Origin of the sequence: Lysinibacillus sp. A1 (genome assembly GCF_000801965.1) — a bacterium.
GTDB classification, from domain to species: Bacteria; Bacillota; Bacilli; order Bacillales_A; family Planococcaceae; genus Lysinibacillus; species Lysinibacillus fusiformis.
Window position 1 is genome coordinate 14406 of sequence record NZ_JSZM01000001.1, and the last position, 20295, is coordinate 34700.

Annotated in this window: 22 protein-coding genes; 14 read left to right on the plus strand and 8 right to left on the minus strand. The window is 38.7% G+C overall.

Annotation, left to right across the window (positions count from 1 at the left end; all coding sequences use genetic code 11):
• Positions 1–32 precede the first annotated feature (32 nt).
• From menB to PI85_RS00080, 3 genes are all read left to right on the plus strand, one after another.
• Positions 33–851, plus strand: a complete 819-nt coding sequence (gene menB / locus PI85_RS00070; protein ID WP_008180343.1) for a 1,4-dihydroxy-2-naphthoyl-CoA synthase — start codon at positions 33–35, stop codon at positions 849–851.
• Positions 852–1047: 196 nt separating this feature from the next.
• Positions 1048–2472 (plus strand): o-succinylbenzoate--CoA ligase, encoded by a 1425-nt coding sequence (locus PI85_RS00075; RefSeq protein ID WP_036119785.1) that lies wholly within the window; start codon positions 1048–1050, stop codon positions 2470–2472.
• Positions 2473–2614: 142 nt separating this feature from the next.
• Positions 2615–3793: a transglutaminase domain-containing protein gene (locus PI85_RS00080; RefSeq protein WP_036119782.1), complete on the plus strand. Its 1179-nt coding sequence runs from the start codon at positions 2615–2617 to the stop codon at positions 3791–3793.
• On the opposite strand, the gene PI85_RS00085 is transcribed toward PI85_RS00080, so the two are convergent.
• From PI85_RS00085 to ytzI, 4 genes are all read right to left on the minus strand, one after another.
• Positions 3787–4812 (minus strand): metal ABC transporter solute-binding protein, Zn/Mn family, encoded by a 1026-nt coding sequence (locus tag PI85_RS00085; protein WP_036119780.1) that lies wholly within the window; start codon positions 4810–4812, stop codon positions 3787–3789. The two genes, PI85_RS00080 and PI85_RS00085, sit on opposite strands and share 7 nt — an antisense overlap.
• Positions 4813–4920: 108 nt before the next feature.
• Complete coding sequence (gene yidD, locus PI85_RS00090) at positions 4921–5154, minus strand: membrane protein insertion efficiency factor YidD (RefSeq protein ID WP_008180348.1); 234 nt, start codon at positions 5152–5154, stop codon at positions 4921–4923.
• Positions 5151–5312, minus strand: coding sequence for a hypothetical protein (locus PI85_RS24565; protein ID WP_200878362.1), 162 nt, complete (start codon positions 5310–5312; stop codon positions 5151–5153). Before PI85_RS24565 ends, yidD begins: the two co-directional genes overlap by 4 nt.
• A gap of 51 nt (positions 5313–5363) precedes the next feature.
• On the minus strand, positions 5364–5513 hold the full coding sequence (gene ytzI / locus PI85_RS24165) for a YtzI protein (RefSeq protein WP_225316113.1): 150 nt from the start codon (positions 5511–5513) through the stop codon (positions 5364–5366).
• A 134-nt stretch (positions 5514–5647) separates the two neighbouring features.
• On the opposite strand from ytzI, the gene PI85_RS00095 reads away from it, so the two are divergent.
• Positions 5648–5965 carry a hypothetical protein gene (locus PI85_RS00095; RefSeq protein WP_008180353.1) on the plus strand — a complete coding sequence of 106 codons (318 nt, stop codon included), beginning with the start codon at positions 5648–5650 and terminating at the stop codon, positions 5963–5965.
• Between the two features lie 66 nt (positions 5966–6031).
• Here PI85_RS00095 and PI85_RS00100 read toward each other — a convergent pair whose 3' ends face one another.
• The 4 genes from PI85_RS00100 to PI85_RS00115 form a co-directional block, all read right to left on the minus strand.
• Positions 6032–6703 (minus strand): AroM family protein, encoded by a 672-nt coding sequence (locus PI85_RS00100; RefSeq protein ID WP_036119777.1) that lies wholly within the window; start codon positions 6701–6703, stop codon positions 6032–6034.
• The gene (locus tag PI85_RS00105; RefSeq protein ID WP_036119775.1) at positions 6676–7851 is read right to left on the minus strand and encodes an amidohydrolase; all 1176 of its coding nucleotides are present in this window, start codon (positions 7849–7851) and stop codon (positions 6676–6678) included. The genes PI85_RS00100 and PI85_RS00105 overlap by 28 nt, the downstream gene beginning before the upstream one ends.
• On the minus strand, positions 7848–8918 hold the full coding sequence (locus PI85_RS00110) for an amidohydrolase family protein (RefSeq protein ID WP_036119772.1): 1071 nt from the start codon (positions 8916–8918) through the stop codon (positions 7848–7850). Before PI85_RS00110 ends, PI85_RS00105 begins: the two co-directional genes overlap by 4 nt.
• A 63-nt stretch (positions 8919–8981) precedes the next feature.
• Entirely contained in the window at positions 8982–10583 is a 1602-nt protein-coding gene (locus PI85_RS00115; protein WP_036119769.1) for an ABC transporter substrate-binding protein, read from the minus strand.
• 216 nt (positions 10584–10799) lie between these two features.
• Here PI85_RS00115 and PI85_RS00120 point away from each other — a divergent pair, with 216 nt between their 5' ends.
• From PI85_RS00120 to PI85_RS00165, 10 genes are all read left to right on the plus strand, one after another.
• A complete protein-coding gene (locus PI85_RS00120) occupies positions 10800–11762 on the plus strand; it encodes an ABC transporter permease (RefSeq protein WP_008180362.1) in 963 nt (320 codons plus the stop codon).
• Between the two features lie 2 nt (positions 11763–11764).
• The gene (locus PI85_RS00125) at positions 11765–12631 is read left to right on the plus strand and encodes an ABC transporter permease (RefSeq protein WP_025117467.1); all 867 of its coding nucleotides are present in this window, start codon (positions 11765–11767) and stop codon (positions 12629–12631) included.
• Positions 12632–12648: 17 nt separating this feature from the next.
• Positions 12649–13671: an ABC transporter ATP-binding protein gene (locus tag PI85_RS00130; RefSeq protein ID WP_036119761.1), complete on the plus strand. Its 1023-nt coding sequence runs from the start codon at positions 12649–12651 to the stop codon at positions 13669–13671.
• Entirely contained in the window at positions 13655–14662 is a 1008-nt protein-coding gene (locus tag PI85_RS00135; protein ID WP_036119758.1) for an ABC transporter ATP-binding protein, read from the plus strand. The genes PI85_RS00130 and PI85_RS00135 overlap by 17 nt, the downstream gene beginning before the upstream one ends.
• Before the next feature lie 54 nt (positions 14663–14716).
• Positions 14717–15670: a DUF1177 domain-containing protein gene (locus PI85_RS00140; RefSeq protein ID WP_036119755.1), complete on the plus strand. Its 954-nt coding sequence runs from the start codon at positions 14717–14719 to the stop codon at positions 15668–15670.
• Positions 15663–16931 carry a M20 family metallopeptidase gene (locus PI85_RS00145; RefSeq protein ID WP_036119752.1) on the plus strand — a complete coding sequence of 423 codons (1269 nt, stop codon included), beginning with the start codon at positions 15663–15665 and terminating at the stop codon, positions 16929–16931. The genes PI85_RS00140 and PI85_RS00145 overlap by 8 nt, the downstream gene beginning before the upstream one ends.
• Positions 16932–17064: 133 nt before the next feature.
• On the plus strand, positions 17065–17826 hold the full coding sequence (locus tag PI85_RS00150) for an IclR family transcriptional regulator (RefSeq protein WP_036119751.1): 762 nt from the start codon (positions 17065–17067) through the stop codon (positions 17824–17826).
• Positions 17827–17837: 11 nt separating this feature from the next.
• Positions 17838–18761 carry an aminopeptidase gene (locus tag PI85_RS00155; RefSeq protein WP_036119748.1) on the plus strand — a complete coding sequence of 308 codons (924 nt, stop codon included), beginning with the start codon at positions 17838–17840 and terminating at the stop codon, positions 18759–18761.
• A 241-nt stretch (positions 18762–19002) separates the two neighbouring features.
• A complete protein-coding gene (locus PI85_RS00160) occupies positions 19003–19470 on the plus strand; it encodes an NUDIX domain-containing protein (protein ID WP_036119746.1) in 468 nt (155 codons plus the stop codon).
• Positions 19454–20230, plus strand: coding sequence for a S9 family peptidase (locus tag PI85_RS00165; protein WP_008180377.1), 777 nt, complete (start codon positions 19454–19456; stop codon positions 20228–20230). The genes PI85_RS00160 and PI85_RS00165 overlap by 17 nt, the downstream gene beginning before the upstream one ends.
• Positions 20231–20295 lie beyond the last annotated feature (65 nt).

Below are 20295 nucleotides of genomic sequence, written 5' to 3' on the forward strand. Positions count from 1 at the left end.
CGAGACGAATTTAGAATATAGGAGGCAATTCAATGACACGTCAATGGACTTCATTACATACTTATGAAGATATTAAGTATGAGTTCTATAACGGAATCGCAAAAATTACGATTAATCGTCCAGAAGTGCGTAATGCATTCCGCCCAAAAACGGTTATGGAAATGATTGATGCATTTTCACGTGCACGCGATGATAAAAATATCGGTGTAATTATTTTAACAGGTGAAGGTGAACATGCCTTCTGCTCAGGCGGAGATCAAAAAGTTCGTGGTCATGGTGGCTACGTAGGAGACGATGAAATCCCACGTCTAAACGTTCTTGATTTACAACGTTTAATCCGTGTAATTCCTAAACCTGTAGTGGCAATGGTTGCAGGCTATGCAATTGGTGGAGGACACGTATTACATGTTGTTTGTGATTTAACAATTGCTGCTGACAACGCTCGCTTTGGACAAACAGGTCCAAAAGTAGGGTCATTTGATGCTGGTTACGGCTCAGGCTATCTTGCTCGTATTATTGGACATAAAAAGGCTCGTGAAATTTGGTACCTTTGCCGTCAATACGATGCACAACAAGCGCTTGATATGGGCTTAGTTAATACAGTGGTTCCTTATGACCAATTAGAAGATGAAACTGTTCAATGGTGTGAAGAAATGCTACAAATGTCACCAACTGCATTGCGCTTCTTAAAAGCAGCGATGAATGCAGATACAGACGGCTTAGCAGGTCTTCAACAAATGGCTGGTGACGCTACACTTCTTTACTACACAACAGATGAAGCAAAAGAAGGTCGCGACGCTTTCAAAGAAAAACGTCAACCAGACTTTGGCCAATTCCCAAGATTCCCTTGATTTATTAGCTAGGGTGCTTGTAAAGCTCGTATCTATTAGAGATACGAGCTTTTTTGTATGCCTGGGAAATTGGGAGTGGTGGATAGAAGAAAAGTGACGGATAAAACAAAATTATAGCGTTTTAAAAGCAAATGCATCACGAATAGACAAGCGCTAGGGTAAAGCGTTAAGATGTAGGGTGATTGGAGTGACAAATATGTATCCGAATTGGATTATACAGCGTGCCTATTTAACACCGTTACGTAAGGCATTAACTTATAAAGAACAAAGTTGGACTTTTTTAGAGTTGAATGATTTATCTAGTAAGCGTGCTCGCCAATTAGTGGGACTGGGTATAAAGCGGGGTGATCGGATTGCCATCATGGGGCCAAGTAAACCAGAGCTTGTAATTACCATGTATGCTTGCATGCATCTACAATGTGAGATGGTTATGCTAAATCGTAGGTTGTCACAGGATGAACTTGGCTACCAGTTAGCGGATTCTGAGGCAGTTGCCGTATTGATTGCGGATGAAGATGTAAATAAGTTGCCTGCAAATACGGCTCATTATTTATTTTCAACGATTGAAGAGGGGGAAGAAGGTACATTCGATATAGGAAAGGAATGGCCTTTGGATCAAACAACAACAATTATGTATACCTCTGGGACAACAGGCTTTCCAAAGGGGGTCCGTCAAACGGTAGGTAACCATCAGGCTAGTGCAACGGCCTCGGTTTTAAATATTGGCCTACAGGCTGACGATGTTTGGCTATGTGCTGTTCCATTATTTCATATTAGTGGATTTTCGATATTAGTGCGTTCACTATTATATGGCAATCAAGTCTATTTATATGATCATTTTGATGTAGAAGCTATTACGGATCATATTATGAATGGTGAAGTAACGCATATGTCAGTTGTAGCTGTGACGTTGGAAAGAATTTTACATACGTTAGAGCAACATAAAGCTAAAGCTTCCTCCCATTTTAAATTAATGCTTGCTGGTGGAGGACCAGTGCCAGCTGACTACTTAGCGCGAGCACATACGTTAAACTTAGCTGTAGCTCAAACATATGGTATGACGGAAACCTCCTCACAAACAGCTACATTAGCAAGTGAGGATGCGATTCGGAAAATTGGCTCTGCCGGAAAGCCTTTATTTTTTAATCAAATCAAAATTGTAGAACCCAACGCGCAAGGCGAAGGAGAAATTTGCATTAGAGGACCCCATGTTACACCTGGCTATATCGGCCGTTTTGCACAAAAAAGCGCCACGCGAGATGGCTGGTTGTATACGGGAGATATTGGCTATCTAGATGAAGATGGTTATTTATTTGTCATAGATCGCAGAGCAGATTTGATAATTTCTGGTGGAGAAAATATATATCCCGCAGAAATAGAGAATGTACTGCTTATGCATCCAGCTGTTAAGGAGGCGGGTGTATGTGGTGCCGATGATAAGCAATGGGGACAAGTACCGGTTGCTTTTGTTGTGTTGAATGATCAAGTATCTGTCGAACATTTACAAGCTTTCTGTCAACAGAAGCTGGCTAAATATAAGTTGCCAAAGGAAATTATTATAACAAACAGTCTCCCACGAAACGGAGCAGATAAGCTGCTTAGACGAAAATTACTACAATAAAATACACGTAAAAAAGAAGCCTTTTGTACGCTAGGCTTCTTTTTATTTTGTAAATATTTGAACTTTTAGCATGAAATTAATCATTCATTAACATAATAAAAAAGGAGAGGCATAAACTATTTAGTAAAGGAGAATGACTCATATGAGGAAATATATATATAATGCTGTCATTATATTATTTGTTCTACAAATGAGTCATGTGCAAGTTTTTGCAAACTATGAAAAAGATGATGTAGCAACTGCTGATTCAATTAAAACACTACAATCTCTCATTAATAAAGAAGTTATGCAGCTATCAACGGAATTCTCTATTTACTATACTGGTGACATATCTGATATTAAAGATGAACTAACAGACATTACGAAAGGTGCGATTCAAAACTCTTATATTTATACTAATATTTCTAGCTTTAAATGGAAGTATGATGGTTATAACAAAAATATAGCTATTGCTTTTACATTTACCTATCATCTTTCACAAACAGAAGAAGCAATTGTCGAGCAAACATTGACGGATATTATTGCACCTATGCAAGGATTAAGCGACATACAAAAATTACAGGCTGCACATGATTTTATTGTTCTAACTGCGGAATATTCAAAAGAAACAGAAGGAAGTCAATATTCCCCTTACACGCTACTGACAGAAAATAAGGGAGTCTGTCAGGCATATGCATTAGTGCTTTTTCGAATGCTAGAAATGCTGGGCTTTGAGGTGCAATATGTACCTGGAAAAGTGGGCGAGCAGCTCCATGCCTGGGTATTAGTGAAACTTGATCATAATTGGTATCATATCGATGTGACGTGGGATGATCCATTACCTGACCGGAAGGGGGAAGTACGTTATCAATACTTCCTAGTGTCGGATCGCCAATTATCACAGGATCATACATGGGATTATGCAAGCTTTCCAGCTGCAACAAGTGAGAAATATTCTGAAATGCAGGAAGTAACAAAAAGACAAAGTGTAACAACGCCTTTGCATGAAGGTTTTAATCCAAATAAGGGTATATCTATAATGGACAAAAATAGGCTAGCCAACAAACCATTCATAGAAAAGCCTACAAAATTTGTTTCACAAAACCAGAACGATTCAAACACTATAGATTCTTTTGACGTTAATGAATGGGCAACGATTTTAGTAGAAAGTATGGTGGCTTTCCTAGTGCCTCATTCAAAAGAAATTCAAGTGTCCCAAACAACGAAGCGGTTCCTATCGATTGAGCGAACAGAAAAACAAATGCCGCAAGAAAAATACGTCATAATAAAGGAGGTGTCCCATCCAGTTTCGGGGCACCTCCTTCTTTCAATCAATTATTGACTGCTTAAAGCTTTATCTAATGTTTGAATGTTTTTCTTCATCAATGTGAAGTAAGTTTCCTTATTTTTTTCATCGTCGGCCGTTAATACACTTAAATTATGCAATACAAGTGATTCTGCACCAACTTCTTTTTGAATGACCTCTGCTAATTTAGAAGAGACATTTTGTTCAAATAAAATATAGTGAATATGCAATTCATTAGCTTTATCAACAATCGATGTTAGTTCTTTTTGTGATGGTTCATTTTGAGAATTTAAGCCAGCGATAGGTACTTGTGTTAGACCGTATTGACCTGCAATATAGCCGAATGCTGCATGAGATACAAAAAATGTTTTATTTTGTGCTTGATCAGCCATTGCTTTAAATTCACCATCTAAATCTTGTAATTCTTTTACCAATGCCTCGTAATTTTGATTAAAAGTAGATTCTTGTGCAGGCATTTTTTCAACTAACGTGTTTTTAATAGCAAGTGCTAAATCCTGACTAATTGTTGGAGACAGCCAAACATGAGGGTCGATATCTCCATGCTCATGGTCGTCATGTCCGTGATCTTCTTCTGCATGATCGTGTTCTTCTTCTGTTGTGGCATGCTCATGGTCATGGTGTTCATCTTCAGCATGCACATGACCTGTGCTGATAGCTAATTTTTCATCAGATACCTCATCAGCAGTTGCCACCATTGTGACATCTTCATTGGCTAAAGTCTTTTTAGCATTTTCAACAAAGCCCTCAAGTCCTAAGCCAATATAGAAAAAGATAGTAGCATCTGCTAATTTCATCATATCCTTTTGTGTTGGTTCAAATGTATGTTCATTAGCACCCGCAGGATAAATAGAAGAAACATCCACAAAGTCACCGCCAATACGCTGTGCAAAATAGCTTAAAGGATAAACAGTAGTATAAATTGTTAATTTATCCGTCTCATTAGAAGATTTTGGGGAAGTAGATGATTGATCTCCGCAAGCAGCGGTAAACAGGGCAAGAACTGTGACTAGCAATAATACATAAACTTTTTTCATATAATATAATCCCTTTCTTAAATAGTAACCATTACGATTTATTTTTTAGAACAGTTATTATAATAACGCACAACTTCAAAAAGTACAAGAAAAAATGACCTCCGAAAATTAATTCTTTTTCGAAGGCCATTTTTCTGGCACTGGATCAAAGCCACCAGGATGAAAAGGATGGCATTTGGATATACGTGTAATAGTTAGAATAAAACCTTTTAGCGCCCCATGCTTTTGAAAAGCTTCGAGGCCATAAGAAGAACATGTGGGATGGAAACGACAAGTAGGTGGCGTCATAGGTGAGATGTATTTTCTGTAAAACTTAATGAGCCAAATAAAGGGATATTTCATCGTTGTTCTTCCTCTTGTTGCGATGTAAATTGTTCTGGCTTTACGTCAATTGTTTGCGTAAAGATAGTATTTTTTTTCTTGATAATGAAAATGACAGAAAGACCGAACATTAACATCATCATAGCAATCATAATAATAATTGGTAATGGTACACCCATTGCTTTCACTCCAAATTCAATTAATAAAATTTATAAATAATGAATGACTTGCTAGTTCTCCTCTTGATGATAGCTTTGTTTAGGTTTTTCATCAACGGTATGTTTAAAAGCATAGGCACGGTTGACACTGATAACTGTCGCAATAGTGATAATAATAACGATGATGATTGCGACGATTAAGAGCGTAGTTAAACTCATCATACTCACTCCGTTCTTTGTTCATCATACTTATTATAAGTGATATGGGCATTTTAATTGTGAAGGAAGTTTGACATTCCAAAGAATAAAACAACATCATTCTCTCCATACTATGGGAAAAGGAGTGAATCGTAATGATGGATCGTCAGCGTGTATATTTTTCACTTGCCAATAGAACCTATTATACGAATCCATATGCAGGGCCTTGGAATTTTGAACTGAATGTGGATCGACAAGCATTAGATGTTTTTGAGAAAATTTTTCAGCAAATGCAATTGCTAGAAATTTCCAATGCGTGGCGTGCACAGTTACCGTATATCCAATATCACTTAGATAGAGAAAATGATGAAATTGATTTAAGATTGATGAAAATTTATGCATTAGTTCATGAGTATGGAGATGAGGAAACGAAGTCATTTGTGGAGCAGCTACCTTATTTCAATAAGAGAGTCTAATGGGGATTGATTTTCACTTTGAGTGTCGCCACTCTCAGTGAAAATCAATCACCTCAGTAGAGGATATTAACATATTGCCTTTAATATAGTAAAAACAGCTTCACGTGGGACGATGACAGGTATATTCAGTTGATGTTTAATCATTTTTTTCATCGGCGTGGAATAGCCCATACAATCAAGAATGAGCAAATCAGCACCCTCATATTCTAATTGCTGTGCCTTTGCTAATAAATCGTGTGCATTAAAGTAATAAGGTGAACTTGCTGAGAAGTTCACGTCAAAATGCGCTTTTTGCCATTTTTCTGCAACCGTTATTTGTTGATCAGGCTCAGGGCCTATTAAACCAATGGTTAATTCCGTATGAAGGCCTTTCACTAAATTAGTCATCATACGATCCGGGAGTAAAAGATTTTTAAAGGATAGTTTATTGGTAAAATCGCCTGTACACATTAGTAAAATCCAAGTAAAGCCATGGAGATCATGAAGGCATTGCTGAATATAAGGCATGAGCTTTGCTTTACTTAACCTTACCTGCTGACCATTTGTCAGGAGAGTCACTAAAACATCAGTGTCTTCCTGTGAGGGAGATAGCGCTGCAATTTCAGATGGTGATAGGGAATCAAGGACACCAAATTCATGAACATGGAGGCCATCTTGTCTTAAATGCTGAATATCCTCCGCCATATCTTTACGAGGAGCTTGACCAATAGTTACAATGGCAATTTTTGAGTGTTCCATTGTGCTTCCTCCGCTTCAAAATATTTTTCTCCGTTTACATATGTTTGTAGTACTTTCGCTTCGGTTTCAAAAATAGGGTGAGACCACACAACAAAATCAGCATCTTTACCTTCCTCAAGACTACCAATTCGATGATCAAGCTGTACAAGCTTAGCGGCATGTATCGTAATGCTTTTTAAAGCTGTTTGTTCATCTAACCCATAACGAATTGCTTCAGAGGCGCAATACTTTAAGTACTGAATGGGTACAAAGGGATGATCTGTCATGATAGCAAAAGGAATACTATGCTCCTTAAATATCGCAGCAATAGCTGGTGTAGAATGCCGGGTTTCATATTTAGATGGGGTTAACATATAGGGACCAAGTGTTGCATGGAATCCACTATTTTTTACTGCATCAATAATAAGATAGCCTTCTGTACAATGCTCTAAATGGAGCTTCACATTAAATTCTTTGGCAATTCGTATAGCGGTCATAATATCATCTGCTCTATGGCAATGAAGACGAAGGGGCATTTCTCCACGGAGTACCTCAATAAATGGTCGTAATTCGGAATTTTGGGATACCTCTTCAGCTTGCTCCTGTTCATTCAGCAGACTAGCCCGTTGGAAGCCATCCCGTAGCAGCTGAGCAATCGCCATACGGGTCATTGGCTTTCGTTTATATTGATTGCCAAAGACGTTCTTTGGATTTTCCCCTAAGGCTCCTTTTAATCCACTTCGTTCTACTAGGACGCGAGAAGCGAGAGTGGGACCTGCTGTTTTCAGGATACTCCAAATACCACCAATAACATTGGCACTACCCGGACCAGTTTGTACAGTTGTCACGCCACCTTCAAGGGCATGTTGAAAGGAGAAATGGCGAATATCAACACTGTCTAAAGCATGCATAAGCGGCGTAAATGGTTCGCTATATTCATTAGCATCATTAATATCTTCAGTTACTTCTGCCCATGTTCCTACATGTGCATGGATATCAATTAATCCTGGTGTGACATATGCTCCCTGTAGATCGATTAAGTGCGCATAAGGGGGGATTTCTTTGGCTGGCCCTACATAAACAATGCGTCCGTCTTCAACCCATAGCTGTTCAAAAATATCATTTTGTTCATTAACTGTGAGAAACGTTGCATGATGATAAATGTTCATTTTGACATACCTTCTTCCGTTGCATAAACTTTTTCCCCTTTAATAAAAGTAGCGATAACCTGTGCATCTAAATTTAATGGATGTTTATCCCAGATTACAAAATCAGCATAAAGGCCATCACGAATAGCACCAGTTTTATGGGCAATGCCAAGGAAGTTAGCAGCGCCCGTTGTCAATGTATAGAGAACATCGGAGCGTGACATACCTTCTCTTACAGCTAAACAACCTTCTAATGTTAGATGGGATGTGCTACTAACTGGATGATCTGTACAAAAAACAAATGGAATTGTTTGAGTGAATAGCTGACGATACAGTTTTGGTGAAAGCTCCATCATCTCATTATGCTCAATATAACGGAATGTCGGCCCAGCAATAACCGTATGGAAAGCTGTCTCTTCAACAAGAGGAATTTCCGTGCCATGAATAATATGAAAGTCAAAAGCATTGTTAAATTCTTGTTGTAGTCGATGAATTAATTCAATATCGACAGCTTTATGGGCCCGTACAACAATTTTATGGATGGAAGGTTCCTGTTGTTGAATTTGTTGGAGTGTGTCCCTTAAGATTTTAGCAATGCCCATACGAGTCAATGGCTTTTTCTTTTCAGCAAAAAATGTACTTTTTGCTTGGTGCCCGATAGAAAAGGAATATGCAACATCTTTTGCAATCATCATTTCATCTACCGTTGTATGTGTATGATGAATGATAGCCGTTTTGGCACCAATTAAGCTTTTGGGAGAAGGAACAATATGCGATGCTGTAACCCCATGTGAGACAGACTTTTGAAAGGCACCATCAAAGGGGTAAATGCCATCAATAACTGAATATTGTAAGTGCGAATCAAATTCATAGCTATCATCACCTTCCCATCGAATGCCAATTTCAGCTAAACCAATTTGTGAACAACTATCGATAAGGCCAGGAGTAATATAATAGCCATCTAAATTTATTTCATTCTCGGCAGTATGTGTAGCTTGTTCGAAATATTCTCCTTGCACTTGGAATGACTGTTTATCAAAGCTACGCGTGTCAGAGTTAAAGACAAGCCCATTTATATATCGAGTCATCGGATCAGATCTCTCCTTATGAAGAGAAAAGCGGAGACAAGAATCTCCACTTTTCTAGTTGAGTTATTTTGAAATGGATACGTTCGTACCATTTGGATGAACAATTTGAACAGAGTTATCAGCTGAAACTTCAAAGCCCTGTACATGTTTATTTACGCCTGCAACAGTTTGCGTTGCTTCTAATTCGATACGAGGAACATCCGCTAGTATTAGTTTTAATGCCTCTTGGTATAATTTTGCTCGTTCTTCTTGTACGACTGTTTCGGATACAGCACGCTCCAATAATTTATCAACCTCTGGATTGCTGTAGCCTTTACCATTACCTAACGCTCCGATTTGATTTGTGTGGAATAATTGATAGAGGAAGAAATATGGATCTGGATACCAAGTCCACCCACCAATATTCATTGGAGCATTGCCCTTTGCTACTGTATCACTGTAAGTACCCCATTCAAGGACTTTAATTTCAACATCTATATTTAAATTTTTCTTCAATTGACTTTGGAAAATCGTTGCGTAAGGAACACGTGCCTCTGATACGTAAATTTCTGTTTTGAAGCCGTCAGCATAGCCGGCATCCGCTAATAATTTTTTAGCTTCTTCAGGATTATATTTCGGTACCATATCGACTAAGGATTTATCATAGCCCCAAGAACCTGGAGGTAATGGTAAATAGGAAACATCACCACCACCCCATTGATTAACACCTGAAATGATTTCCTCAACATTTGTTGCCATATAAATGGCTTCACGTACACGCTTGTCAGCAGTTGGACCTACTTTATTGTTGAGATCCAGGTAAACAATGGATAAGCCCGGATTTGTTAACAGCTCAAGATTACTATCTTGATTGATAATTTCTCGATTTTGGCCTTTTACGTCCATCGCGATATCAATATCACCTGAACGTAATGCATTGGTCATCATATTCTGGTCGGATATAAATTTCATTGTTAAATGGTCGAGATTTGGCTTGTCTCCCCAATAATTTTCATGGCGTGCCAGTTTTACTTCCTGGTCTTTTTTCCATTCAGTTAGCTGGAATGGACCGGTACCAACGAAATGCTCAGAAAATTTATCGCCCCATCCTTCAATCTCTTCTTTTGGAATAATGATATTCCCAGCATCAGTTAGCATAGCAAGTAGGGCAGCATTAGGAGTAGCTAAGTGAATCTCTACTTCATAATCAGATAGTACCTTAACCTCTGTCACGCCACTAAGCCGATTCATAGCCGATTCCTTAGCAGAACGTTCTAATGAATATTTCACATCTTCAGCTGTCATCTCACGACCATCTTGGTATTGTCCCTTTTGGAATTTTACTCCCTCACGTAATTGGAACGTATACACTAACATATCATCTGATACTTTCCATTCCGTTGCTAAAGAGGGGATAATATCCGACAGATCTTTGTTATACACAACTAAAGTATCACCCATTTGACGCATTACCTGTGATTCATAAACCCCCGTATATTTGATCGGGTCAAACGTTTTGGCATTCGCTGAAAGACCAACATTTAATGAGCCTCCAGAAGTCACTTCTCCATCTTTTTCATCTGATGAGTCATTTTTTTCTGTATTCCCACCACAAGCAGCTAAAACAGCAATCATTAAAGTTAAAAAGAAAAGTAGGAAAGATTTTTTTACGTTTATTTTCTTCATCCGTGCTAGCCTCCTTTATTTTGTTTCACAATATGAACCGTTGATTCAAAAATGGTAGGTTCGAAATAAAAGTAGCACATTTGTAAACAGGAAGTAAATATAAAATTAAAAAAATTCAGAAAAAATATATTTACAAATAATTATCGCTAGGTGTAGTATTTAGTTATTCACAATATGAACCACTGATTCTAATAATGAAAAGGAGGTCTTAATAAGATGGGCTCATTTATATTAAGAAGGTTAGTAAACCTTATTCCAACACTGTTAGTAGTGGGTATCATCGTATTTATTATTACGCGAATGATTCCCGGTGATCCGGCTTCTGTCATGCTTGGTCCCCAGGCTAGTGTGGAAGATGTAGAGAATTTAAGAGAAGAACTAGGATTAAATAAGTCAATGCCTTCACAATTTATTTCATATGTAGGCGACTTAGCGCAGTTAAATTTGGGTTATTCGTATTCTTATAGTGAGTCTGTTTTGGGACTTATTATCGAAAGATTCCCAAATACAGTTGTACTTGCACTAGCAGCCTTATTAATAGCTGTCGTAATTGGAATCCCAGCAGGTATATTGGCAGCTAGAAAACAAAATACGATCATTGATTATGTGGTCATGCTTGTGTCACTAGTAGGAGTATCCATGCCAATTTTTTGGTTAGGAATCATGCTTGTCTTATTCTTTAGTGTCAATCTTGGCTGGTTCCCTGCGACTGGAATGGGGAATATGAGTGAAGGTTTTTGGTCATATTTAAAGCATTTAATTTTACCAGCCTTTGCTTTAGCAACAATTCCAATGGCGACTTTCGCTCGTATTACACGTTCGAGTATGCTAGAGGTCATTTCACAAGATTATATTAAAACAGCACGCTCTAAGGGCATAAAAGAATATTTGGTTATTGGGAAGCATGCGTTTAAAAATGCTTTAACGCCAATCTTAACGGTACTAGGTATGCAAATTTCTAATTTACTAGGTGGTGCCGTTTTAACAGAAACGATTTTTAGCTGGCCTGGGATGGGTCGACTGATTGTAGATGCGATAGATAAACGTGACTTTGTCGTTGTACAAGGTACAGTTATTTTCATTGCCTTTATCTTTGTCCTTATTAACTTAATCGTTGATGTGTTGTATAAGGTTGTGAATCCAAAGGTCAATCTTGAATCGAATGGAGGGAAGAAATAACAATGACTCAAGCAGTTGTCAATGAAACTAGAAAAAGAAATACATTGTTACGAAAGTTGCTTAAAAATAAATTAGCAACTATTGGGTTAGTGATTGTATCCTTGATGGCCATTGTTGCTATCTTCGCTCCATTAATTGCAACCCATCCACCAAATGAAATGACTGTTGGTAAATCATTTTTACCCATGAATACCGAAGGACATTTGCTTGGAACGGATAACTATGGTCGAGATTTGTTTAGTCGTTTAGTTTATGGAACGCGAATATCTATGATTGTCGGAATTGCAGCAGTGTTATTTGGTGCTGTGTTTGGGACATTACTCGGTCTTGTTGCGGGATATTTTGGAGGGCGTAGTGATTCCATTATCATGCGCACGATGGATGGCCTTTTCGCCTTTCCATTCATTTTATTAGCTATTACGCTAATGACAGTATTAGGACAAGGACTTGTAAACGTTATAGTTGCTATTGGTATAGCCAATATTCCGGGGTTTGCTAGGCTTGTTCGTGGTCAGGTTTTAAGTGTAAAAGAAGAAGAGTTTATTGAGGTGACGCATTCTTTAGGGGCTACACATTCACGAATCATTTTTAGTCATATACTCCCCAACTGTTTAGCTCCATTGATTGTCTATGGAACGATGAGTACAGCAGGCGCTATTATTTCGGAGGCTGCACTTAGCTTTTTAGGGTTAGGGGTACAGCCTCCAACAGCCTCATGGGGTAGCATTTTAAAGGATGGTAAAGACTTTTTAGTATTAAATCCTCAAATGGCGACATTTTCAGGTATCTGTATTTTATTAACAGTCCTTGGTATAAACCTGTTAGGAGATGGATTACGTGATGCATTAGATCCGAAAATGAAAGTTTAATGAAAGGGGATGGCGTCATGACTGAACGTTTACTAGATGTAGAAAACTTGACAGTAGAATTTAAGAGTGGTGGCTCTACAATGAAAGCTGTTAATGGAGTTAATTTACAATTAAATAAGAAGGAAACGCTAGGAATTGTTGGCGAGTCTGGATCGGGAAAAAGTGTTACTGCCACTGCTCTCATGCGTTTAATTCCATCTCCGCCAGGAAAAATAACGAACGGAGTAATTCGTTTTAATGGGCGTGATTTAATAGGGATTTCAGAAAAGGAAATGCGGAATGTCAGAGGTAATGAAATGTCGATGATTTTTCAAGACCCTATTACGAGTCTAAATCCCGTTTTAACAGTGGGCAATCAAATTTTAGAAGTGATCCAAGCGCATGAGCATATATCCAAGAAGGATGCAGCAATAAAAGCTGTGGATATGCTGAAAATGGTAGGGATACCGGAGCCGGAAAAGCGTTTGAAAATGTATCCTCATGAATTTTCAGGTGGGATGCGTCAACGTGTCATGATTGCTATCGCGCTTGCTTGTAATCCAAAGCTACTTATTGCTGATGAGCCCACTACAGCATTGGATGTAACTGTACAGGCTCAAATTCTTGATTTGATGAAAAAATTACAGCAAGAACATGATACGGCCATTATTATGATTACGCATGATTTAGGTGTAGTTTGGGAGCTTTGTGACAAAGTGAATGTCATGTATGCAGGTCGTACAGTGGAGTCGACTACAACAAGGCAGCTCTATGAAAAACCATTACACCCCTATACTTGGGGTTTATTAGAGTCGCAGATTACGATGGGGACTCAAGGACAGCAAAGGTTGCCAGCCATCCCAGGAAGTCCACCCGATCTAACCATGCCACAAAGTGGTTGTCATTTTGCAGCTCGCTGCCCTTTAGCAACGGATCTATGCCATAGTACAATACCCGATTTAGTGGAAGTTCAGGACAATCATTTTGTAGCCTGCCATTTGCAATCAAAAGATCAAATTGTCGCTAGAAAGGTGGGGGTTTTTCATGCAACAGCCCAATGAATTGATCTTAAAGGTAAATAATTTAAAAAAGCATTTTCCTATTAAGAGCTCAATTCCTTTTAGAAAGTCCACACAATTTGTGAAAGCAGTAGATGGAGTAAGCTTTGAATTATTTAAAGGAGAAACACTTGGGATTGTGGGTGAATCGGGCTGTGGGAAATCGACGGTTGCTCGTTTAATCAACCAATTAATAGCACCAACTGAGGGTATCGTTGAGTTTAAGGGAACCGATTTAGCAAGCTTAAATACGAAGGATATTCGCTCTGCTCGAAAATCGATACAAATGGTTTTCCAAAATCCCTATGCATCACTAGATCCTCGTAAAACGATTGAATATTTAATTGCTGAACCATTAGTGATACATGGGATAGGTGATGAATCATCACGTAAAAAGCGTGTCATGGAGCTACTTGAAACAGTAGGGTTGAGTGCTTATCATGCAAAGCGCTATCCCCATGAGTTTTCAGGAGGACAAAGGCAACGCATTAATATTGCACGGGCGCTTGCACTTCAACCGGATATAGTTGTTTGTGATGAACCTGTATCCGCCTTAGATGTATCTGTACAGGCACAAGTCATCAATCTATTAAAAGATTTACAGAAAGATTTTGGTTTAACCTATATTTTTATTTCACATGATCTCAATGTCGTGAATTATATGTGTGATCGCATTGCAGTGATGTATTTAGGCAAAATTGTTGAAATGGGCACATATAAAGAAATTTATGATCACCCTCAACACCCTTATACACAGGCTTTGTTATCAGCTATCCCTAAGGAAAATCCTTTTGATACAAAGGAACGAATTATTTTAACAGGGGATGTTCCAAGTCCCGTGAATCCTCCGAGTGGCTGTGCTTTCCATAAACGTTGTCGTTTTGCCACAGACAAATGTGCAGAAGAGCAACCAACACTCGATACGGTGACAGCAACCCATCAAGTATCATGTCATTTATGGAAAGCTATTCAGCAAGAAGCATCTACAATATAACCTTATAAATCATAATGAATAAAATTTTTGGATAGAAAAAGGAGCGGACTAATTATGTCATTGAAGCATGTTATGGAGTTATACGAGGTAATGGATAGTATGTATGTAAATGGTGAGGTGATGAAAGAGTATTTACACAATATCAATCCAGCAGCAGATGTAGTAGTTAAAACTATTAAAGGTGAAAATGGCTCAACCGATTTTGTCCGCGTTCTAGTGAAAGGTAAAAATGGTAAATCCTCAGGGGGCCATGCTCCTACATTAGGTATCATCGGTCGCTTAGGCGGTATCGGGGCACGCCCTGAAATGACGGGCTTTGTATCGGATGGAGATGGTGCACTAGCCTGTATGGCCGGCGCAGCAAAAGCGATTGATATGGCTTTAAAAGGTGACCAGTTAGAGGGGGATGTAATTTTCTCCACTCATATTTGTCCAACTGCCCCCACTTTACCACATGAGCCAGTGCCATTTATGAATTCACCAGTCGATATTAGCGTCATGAACGAGAATGAAGTGGAAGAAACAATGGATGCTATTCTTTCGATTGATACGACAAAAGGTAACCAAGTATGTAACCATAAAGGATTTGCCATTACACCAACAGTTAAAGAAGGTTACATATTAAAAATTAGTGATGATTTGCTGCAAATTTACACACAATCAGCAGGTATTGCACCAGTTGTACTGCCGCTAACAATGCAAGACATTACCCCATATGGGAATGGTTTATTCCATATCAATAGTATTTTACAACCTGCTGTGGCGACATCAAGTCCTGTTGTAGGGGTAGCAATTACAACCGAATCTATCGTGGCAGGCTGTGCAACAGGTGCAACACATGTGACAGACGTAGAGAATGTTGTTCGATTTGTCTTAGAAGTGGCGAAAACGTACGGTGCTCATAAATGCTCTTTCTTTGATCAAAAGCAGTTTACACATATGAAAAATTTATACGGTAGCATGAAGCATTTACAAACTAAAGGAAATGAGGTACAAGCACATGAATGACTTACAAGCACTAAAAATGCAACTAGTAGATGAAGTGGAAAATCATCAAGAAGAGTTAATTGATTTTTGTTCGAAACTCATTCAAATTCCAAGTGTGAATCCTCCAGGAGATACGACTGAAATAACAGCCTTTATCGAGCACTATCTAAATGATGTAGGCATTGCTTACCAAAAATATGAGGCCGCGGATAAAATGTTTAATTTAGTAGCTTCTATTGGAAATGATGAAGGCAAAGAACTTGTTTATTGTGGACATACAGATGTTGTGCCTGTTGGAGACTTATCTAAATGGGATTTTGATCCTTTCTCTGGAGAAGTGAAGGATGGTTGGATGCTTGGGCGTGGTGCAAGCGATATGAAAGCAGGTTTAGCAGGTATTATTTTTGCAACAAAACTACTCAAGAAATTGAATATTGAATTGCCAGGAAAATTAACATTAGCCATTGTACCTGACGAAGAAACTGGTGGGGAATTTGGTGTTCCTTGGTTGTTGGAGCGAGGTTTAGTTAAGGGTGATGGATGTTTAATTGCAGAGCCTTCATCTCCATTAAATCCGACAATTGGGCAAAAAGGCTCCTACTGGTTTGAATTAGAAGTGCATGGGGAACCTGGACATGGTAGCTTATCACCTTTAGCGGGTCGTAATGCAATTAATGATGCAATCCGAGCTATTCAAGAAATTCGCACATTATGGGATATGAATATTGTCATTCCTGAAGAAGTACAGCCACTAATAGAAGTATCGAAAAAATATATGCGTGAAGTGGAGAAAGACCGCCTGAAATATCAAGAAGTACTAGAGAAAATTACTGTAAATATTGGTACAATTGAGGGAGGTACGAAGTCCAATGTTATCCCAGATTATTGTAAGGTACAGGTCGATTGTCGCTTACCATTCGGTATTACACAGGAGGAAGTAACAGAAATCCTGAAGAATAAATTAGATGCCTTAGACATTGAGTATTCGATCAGACGTTTTGGTTTCAAAAGTGTAGCCAATTATACACCAGCTGAAAATCCCGTTTGCCAATCGATTGTGGATAATATTTCATTTGTAACAGGATTAGAAGCTTATGGTGTTATGCAATGGGCAAGCAGTGATGCTCGACATTTCAGACAGTATGATATTCCGGTTTTACAATACGGGCCGGCCTATTTACCAAGCATACACGGGTATAATGAAAAAGTGCGTGTTGAGGATATCGTACGCTGTGCAAAAGTATATATTACGGCTGCGATTGATTTCCTCTATCAAAAGTAAGAGATTAGCTACTCTCTTACTTTTGATAAAGTGATATCAGGTGCTGACGGCTGTTAAATCTTTCAATTAATCCCCCTTAAGAGAGGGATTTGCAGCCGCTTGTACAGATAAATAGATCAAAAGGATGAGAGATATGCTAAAGACGTTAAATTTATCAATTGCAGTTTTAAAGATGTTTACAAAGGAAAAGCCAGTATGGGGTGGTCGAGAGTTAGCGATGGCGATGAACATGAATCATACAAATTTGTATCGCATTCTCGAAACATTTGAGAATAATGGGTTTATTACAAAGGATCCTGTAACCAAAAAGTACTCCTTGGGTATTGCATTATGGGAAATTGGTATGAATATGTATGATTCATTAAACATAGATCAGCTATGTATGCCTGTTCTTGATAACTTAAAGGATGTTACTGGTGAAACCGCCATATTTACAGTTTTAAATGGATTGGAAGCGTTAACTTTATTAAAAGCAGAGCCAGTGAATAAGGTGAAGTTTACTGTTTCAAGAGGAAGTAGATCTCCGCTTTATGTAGGTGCTTCCTATCGTTCTATGCTTGCTTTCCTAAGTGATGAGCAAATTTCTAAAGTTATTGATGAACCGCTAACCGCTTATACGACCAATACGATGACGAATGCAAATGACATACGGTTGGAGCTTGAAAAAATACGTAGCTGTGGTTATGCGCTCAGTAACAGTGAATATTCCGTTGATGTATTGGCACTCGCTATGCCTATATTTAATAGTGATGAAAAGGTCGTAGCCTCTATCACTGTTTCTGGCCCCATCTACCGTTTTACTGAACAACGAGTACCAGAATTTTTAGGGCCTTTAACGGAGGCTAGAACTGAAATAGAAGGAATCATTCGTAGATATCATTTGAATTTTAATTAAGGGGTGCTACAATGCAGCATTTACATGATATTGCACTGAAGGTATTAAAAGATCATTTAAATGTTCAATCGTCAGAAACGCTTTTAATTTTGACAGATGTTCAAAAGCAAGACTTAGCAACAATCTTTTATGAGGCTGGACTAACAATAACGGCTAATACCATGCTTATGGTTATGCCGTTATTGGAAAAATCAGGGCAGGAGCCTATTCATGCAGTTTCATCGCTGATGGCAAATGCTGATGTCTCACTTTGTTTGACCTCTCACTCCTTGACACATACAGCGGCTCGTAAAAATGCCTGTGAAAAAGGTGGACGTGTAGCGACTATGCCAGGTATTACGTTGGAGATGCTTGAACAAGGTGCGCTTCATGCAGATGCGCAAGAGATTGAGGAAATGGTAGAAAAATATGTCCAGCTTCTCGATAAGGCGGCAGGAATTCGAATTGTTAAGGATGGTCATGAGCTAACATTTAGTGTAGAAAACCGTTTAGGCATTCGTTCGACTGGCGTTATTCGCCAAGCAGGAGAGCATGGTAATATTCCCTCCGGTGAATCCTATATTGCGCCAATAGAGTCATCTGCAAATGGTGAAATTTTAGTGGATGGTTCTATTGCTAATATTGGTGTCTTAAAGGAACCATTATTATTGAAAATTTCTAATGGACGATTAGTAGAAGCAATTGGTCCTGATGGTCCTCGATTGCTGGAATTACTTGGCGAAGAGAATGGTCGGATCATCGCAGAGTTCGGTATTGGAGCTAATAAAAGTGCTATGTTATGTGGGAATGTACTAGAAGATGAGAAGGTCTATGGGACAATCCATATCGCATTCGGTAGCAATGTCCCATTCGGTGGAGCAAATGCAGCGGATGTCCATATTGATTGTGTAGTGAAAAATCCGGTTGTTTATTTCGATGGTGAACGAGTCATTTAATGAAAAGCGTGTCTTCATTTGAAGCGCGCTTTTTTGCTTGCTTACACTATATTAAAGTTGCTTGTTTCTGTATGATTATTCTATAGTTAACTTAGATTAGCTAGAGGGAATTAAATGATTTTGCACCTAGTGAAAAATCCAATCCCAACTAAACAGAAATTAGGAATTCGCGATGCCTGTAAGTGAAGGCAGTGAAAAATGACTACTGTTATTCAGCAAGAAAGAACGTGAGGTTGAAGATATGTTAACATTTACAGATTTACATGGCCTGCGCGTAGATTTGAGTTTTACGAGAGGGGAATTTACCGTAGAACCCAAACACGTCCTTGTTTTTTTAAAGCATCAAAATAAGTGGCTATGTACTATTCATAAACGACGTGGTGTCGAGGTGCCAGGAGGCAAATTGGAGCAAGGCGAAACGCTAGAGGATGCAGCTATAAGGGAAGTATTTGAAGAAACTGGTGTCCGTGTGAAAAATCTTCAATGGTTTGCAGAATATGCGGTTCATGATGACATATTATTTTGTAAAACCGTTTTTACTGCACAATTTGCTGGGCAGGAGGACATTGAATTTGATTTAGAAACATCCGGTATGCTGTGGTTATCTGATGAGGAATTTACCCGTCATCCAAACTTGAGCTTTCATATGAAGGATGAAGGGATGAAGAAAATGCTGGAGGAGTTGAAACGACGTGACAAAAAATGGTGATATCGTTGAAAAGCGTGCCTATCCTTCACCCAATCCAGCAATACGATTAACAGAAATCACTTATATGTCACAGGGTTTGCGGATAAAAGGACTTCTAGCAGAGCCGAAGACTGAGGGTACATATGATGGCTTTTTATATTTAAGAGGGGGTATGCAAAGCATAGGTATGGTAAGACCCTCACGTATTGCCCAATTTGCCGCTCAAGGCTTTATCGTCTTTGCACCCTATTATCGTGGAAATAGAGGTGGCGAGGGCAAAGATGAGTTTGCAGGGGCAGACCGTTATGATGCTGTTTTTGCAGTCGATGTACTGAAGCAATTTTGTAATGATAATATACATGTTTTTGGCTTTTCGCGTGGAGGCATCATGGCTCTATGGACAGCAATTTTACGAAGGGATATTACTTCCGTTGTGACATGGGCTGGGGTTTCTGATGCAACGGCCACTTACTGGGAACGTACAGATATGCGACGGATGATGAAACGCGTTATCGGAGGAACACCAAACCGTGTACCGGAAGCCTATGATGCTCGTACACCTTTGTTTGAAGTAGAGCATATAACAGCTCCAGTGTTAATTATTCATGGCTATCAGGATGAGAATGTGGATATAGAGCATGCTAGACAACTGGCATTTTTCTTAGAGGATGCTAATAAAACTTACGAAACATGGTATGACCTTCATTATGCACATCAATACCCGCCAGCTAAAAATCGTGAAACCGTACGTGCTCTTTGTGAATGGATGAAGCAACACTAGAAAATGAAATTATTAAAGCCCCTTCCTTAAATAGCTATCATCTGGAGATGAATAGGTGTTTTAAA

Bases quoted from the DNA above. Each gene is read 5' to 3' on its own strand.
- ytzI (WP_225316113.1), bottom strand. From the start codon at position 5,513: ATGATGAGTTTAACTACGCTCTTAATCGTCGCAATCATCATCGTTATT.
- PI85_RS00140 (WP_036119755.1), top strand. From the start codon at position 14,717: ATGTCATTGAAGCATGTTATGGAGTTATACGAGGTAATGGATAGTATG.
- PI85_RS00150 (WP_036119751.1), top strand. From the start codon at position 17,065: ATGCTAAAGACGTTAAATTTATCAATTGCAGTTTTAAAGATGTTTACA.
- PI85_RS00095 (WP_008180353.1), top strand. From the start codon at position 5,648: ATGGATCGTCAGCGTGTATATTTTTCACTTGCCAATAGAACCTATTAT.
- PI85_RS00160 (WP_036119746.1), top strand. From the start codon at position 19,003: ATGTTAACATTTACAGATTTACATGGCCTGCGCGTAGATTTGAGTTTT.
- PI85_RS24565 (WP_200878362.1), bottom strand. From the start codon at position 5,312: ATGGGTGTACCATTACCAATTATTATTATGATTGCTATGATGATGTTA.
- PI85_RS00075 (WP_036119785.1), top strand. From the start codon at position 1,048: ATGTATCCGAATTGGATTATACAGCGTGCCTATTTAACACCGTTACGT.
- PI85_RS00120 (WP_008180362.1), top strand. From the start codon at position 10,800: ATGGGCTCATTTATATTAAGAAGGTTAGTAAACCTTATTCCAACACTG.
- PI85_RS00145 (WP_036119752.1), top strand. From the start codon at position 15,663: ATGAATGACTTACAAGCACTAAAAATGCAACTAGTAGATGAAGTGGAA.
- PI85_RS00130 (WP_036119761.1), top strand. From the start codon at position 12,649: ATGACTGAACGTTTACTAGATGTAGAAAACTTGACAGTAGAATTTAAG.
- PI85_RS00085 (WP_036119780.1), bottom strand. From the start codon at position 4,812: ATGAAAAAAGTTTATGTATTATTGCTAGTCACAGTTCTTGCCCTGTTT.
- PI85_RS00135 (WP_036119758.1), top strand. From the start codon at position 13,655: ATGCAACAGCCCAATGAATTGATCTTAAAGGTAAATAATTTAAAAAAG.
- PI85_RS00100 (WP_036119777.1), bottom strand. From the start codon at position 6,703: ATGGAACACTCAAAAATTGCCATTGTAACTATTGGTCAAGCTCCTCGT.
- yidD (WP_008180348.1), bottom strand. From the start codon at position 5,154: ATGAAATATCCCTTTATTTGGCTCATTAAGTTTTACAGAAAATACATC.
- PI85_RS00125 (WP_025117467.1), top strand. From the start codon at position 11,765: ATGACTCAAGCAGTTGTCAATGAAACTAGAAAAAGAAATACATTGTTA.
- PI85_RS00105 (WP_036119775.1), bottom strand. From the start codon at position 7,851: ATGAACATTTATCATCATGCAACGTTTCTCACAGTTAATGAACAAAAT.
- PI85_RS00155 (WP_036119748.1), top strand. From the start codon at position 17,838: ATGCAGCATTTACATGATATTGCACTGAAGGTATTAAAAGATCATTTA.
- PI85_RS00110 (WP_036119772.1), bottom strand. From the start codon at position 8,918: ATGACTCGATATATAAATGGGCTTGTCTTTAACTCTGACACGCGTAGC.
- PI85_RS00115 (WP_036119769.1), bottom strand. From the start codon at position 10,583: ATGAAGAAAATAAACGTAAAAAAATCTTTCCTACTTTTCTTTTTAACT.
- menB (WP_008180343.1), top strand. From the start codon at position 33: ATGACACGTCAATGGACTTCATTACATACTTATGAAGATATTAAGTAT.
- PI85_RS00080 (WP_036119782.1), top strand. From the start codon at position 2,615: ATGAGGAAATATATATATAATGCTGTCATTATATTATTTGTTCTACAA.